Consider the following 2,509-nt stretch of genomic DNA (forward strand, 5'->3'; position numbering starts at 1 on the left):
CCCGGCCGGTCATGTGGCGGGCGAGCGCGTCCAGGTTCTTGTACGTGAAGAGCGTGGCGCTGTCGACCGGCCCGTAGTGCTCCTCCAGCCGCCGGCGCAGCTTCTCCACCAGCAGCGAGCTGAGGCCCAGGTCGTCGAAGCCGGCCCGCGGGTCGATCTCCTCCGGCCGCCACTTCAGCTCCTCGGCGAACAGCCGCACCAGGTGCGCCAGTACGTCGTCCTGCGTGGCGCCCGCGCCGCTCGGCAGCGCGGCCGGGGCCGTAGCGGCGGGCAGGGCCGCGGGCACGGGCACGGCGGCGAGGGCCGGCTGCGCCCGGCCGGGGGCGAGCAGGACGTGCGGGACGAGGTCCTGCGGGCGGATGCGGCGGCGCTCGAAGGGGTACGTCGGCAGCGGCGTGCGGCGTACGGGCCTGCCGCCGCGCAGCAGCGCCCAGTCGAAGTCCGCCCCGGAGGCCCAGAGCCGGGCCAGGGCCGCGGTCTTGCCGGCGGTGGCGAGCGCGTCGAGGTAGGTGTTGCCCTCGGGGCCGGCGAGCAGCGCGCGCGAGAGGTCCGCGGCGCCGGCGGCCTGCCCGCTCCACCAGGTGTCGCCCTGGTCCTCGCCGCGCAGGAAGTGCACGAGGGCGTCGTACAGTTCGTCGACGTCCTCGGCGACGACCGCGAGCCGCGCCTCCATCGGCTCCCGGCCGAGCTGGAGGGTGTCGGCGAGCGCGGTGAGCGCGAAGTCGGCGCTGCCCTCGGCGGGCGCGTGCAGGTCGAGGTGGCGGACCAGCTCGCGGGCGTAGCCGCGCAGCGCCTCGGGCGTACGGGCGGAGAGCGGGATCAGCAGCGGGGCGCCCGGCGCCTCGCCGGCGGCGGGCTCGCGCTCGTACTCCTCCAGTACGACGTGCGCGTTGCTGCCGCCGAAGCCGAAGGAGCTGACGCCGCAGCGGCGGGGGGTGGCGGGCCCGTCCGGCGCGGCCTGCCGGGGCCAGTCGCCCGCGCGGTCGCCGATGCGGAAGGGGCTGCCGTCCAGGCGGATGTACGGGTTGAGCTTCTCGAAGTGGCGCAGGGCGGGCAGCTTCCCGTACCGCAGCGCCTGCACCATCGTGACCAGCCCGGCCAGCCCGGCCGCCGCCTCCAGGTGCCCGATGGCGGTCTTGACCGAGCCGATCGTGCAGTGCGGCTCGGCGGGGGCGTCGTGGCCCCAGGCGGCGTAGAGGCGGGCGAACGCCTGCTTCAGGCCCTCGATCTCGATGGGGTCGCCGAGGCTGGTGCCGGTGCCGTGGGTCTCCACGTGGGTCGCGGTCGCCGGGTCGAGACCGGCGGCGCGCCAGGCGTCGACGATGACGTCGGCCTGCGCCTCGGGGCTCGGCGCGGTCAGCGACGCGGCGCGGCCGGAGTGGCCGACGGCGCTGCCGCGGATCACGGCGTGGATGTGGTCGCCGTCGGCCTCGGCGGCGGCCAGCGGCTTGAGCACGACGGCGACGACGCCCTCGCCGCGTACGTAGCCGTCGGCGGACTGGTCGAAGGTCTTGCAGCGGCCGTCAGGGGCGAGCATCCCGGCCAGCCCGAAGCACTCGAACGGGGTGGGGCTGAGCATGAGGTTCACGCCGCCGGCGATGGCGAGCCCGCACTCGCCGGCGCGCAGGCTGCGGACCGCGCGGTGGACCGCGACGAGCGAGGACGAGCACGCGGTGTCGATCGCCTCGCTGGGGCCGCGCAGGTCGAGCTGGTACGAGACCCGGTTGGGCAGTACGGCGTGGGCGAGACCGGTGGCGGTGTGCGCCTGGGGGCCGGCGGTGCTGTGGCCCAGCACCTCCGCGTAGTCCATCGAGGAGAGCCCGACGAACAGGCCGGTGCGGCTGCCCGCGAGGGCGTCGGGGCGGCGGCCGGAGTCCTCGACGGCCTTCCACACGGTCTGCAGGAAGAGGCGCTGGTGCGGGTCCATCAGCTCGGCCTCGTGCGGCGAGATGCCGAAGAACGAGCAGTCGAAGGAGTCGACCTCGTCGAGGAAGGCGCCGTGCGCGCGGCGGGCGCGCTCGGGGCCCGCCCAGTCGCGCCAGCGGTCCTCGGGCACCTGGGAGACGAGTTCGTCGCCGGCCATAAGGCGCCGCCAGAAGCCCTCCAGGTCCGCCGAGCCCGGCAGTACGGCGCTGAGGCCGACGACCGCGACGGGGTACGGGTCCGGCAGCGGGGCGTCGTCCTGCGCCCGCCCGGCGCCGCGGGCGGCGGTGCGGGGGGTGTCGTCGCCGGCGTCGGGGTAGCGGGCGGAGACGAGGTCGTGGTGCTCGGTCAGCAGGTGGCGCGCGAACGCCTCCAGGGTGAAGTGCTCGAAGAACACCGAGGGGGTGAGGTCGACGCCGAGGTCGCGGCGCAGCAGGTCGGCGAACTCGATGAGCCGGATCGAGTCGAAGCCCAGCTCGCTCAGCTCCGCCTCGCTGCGGACGACGGCGGGCTCGACCTTCAGCACCTGGGCGACGGTGGTGCGCAGGTCCTTCAGGAGCGCCTGGTGCAGCTGGACGGCGGGGGT

At 75.8% G+C, this 2,509-nt stretch carries 1 protein-coding gene; it reads right to left on the reverse strand.

The genetic code is table 11. From position 1 onward, the window contains the following. Positions 1 to 2,509, reverse strand: a 2,509-nt coding sequence (locus H5J30_RS26890) for a beta-ketoacyl synthase N-terminal-like domain-containing protein (protein WP_258563557.1), incomplete at both ends; no start/stop codon positions are given.

Origin of the sequence: Streptomyces phytophilus (assembly GCF_013870535.1) — a bacterium.
Lineage (GTDB): Bacteria > Actinomycetota > Actinomycetes > Streptomycetales > Streptomycetaceae > Streptomyces > Streptomyces phytophilus.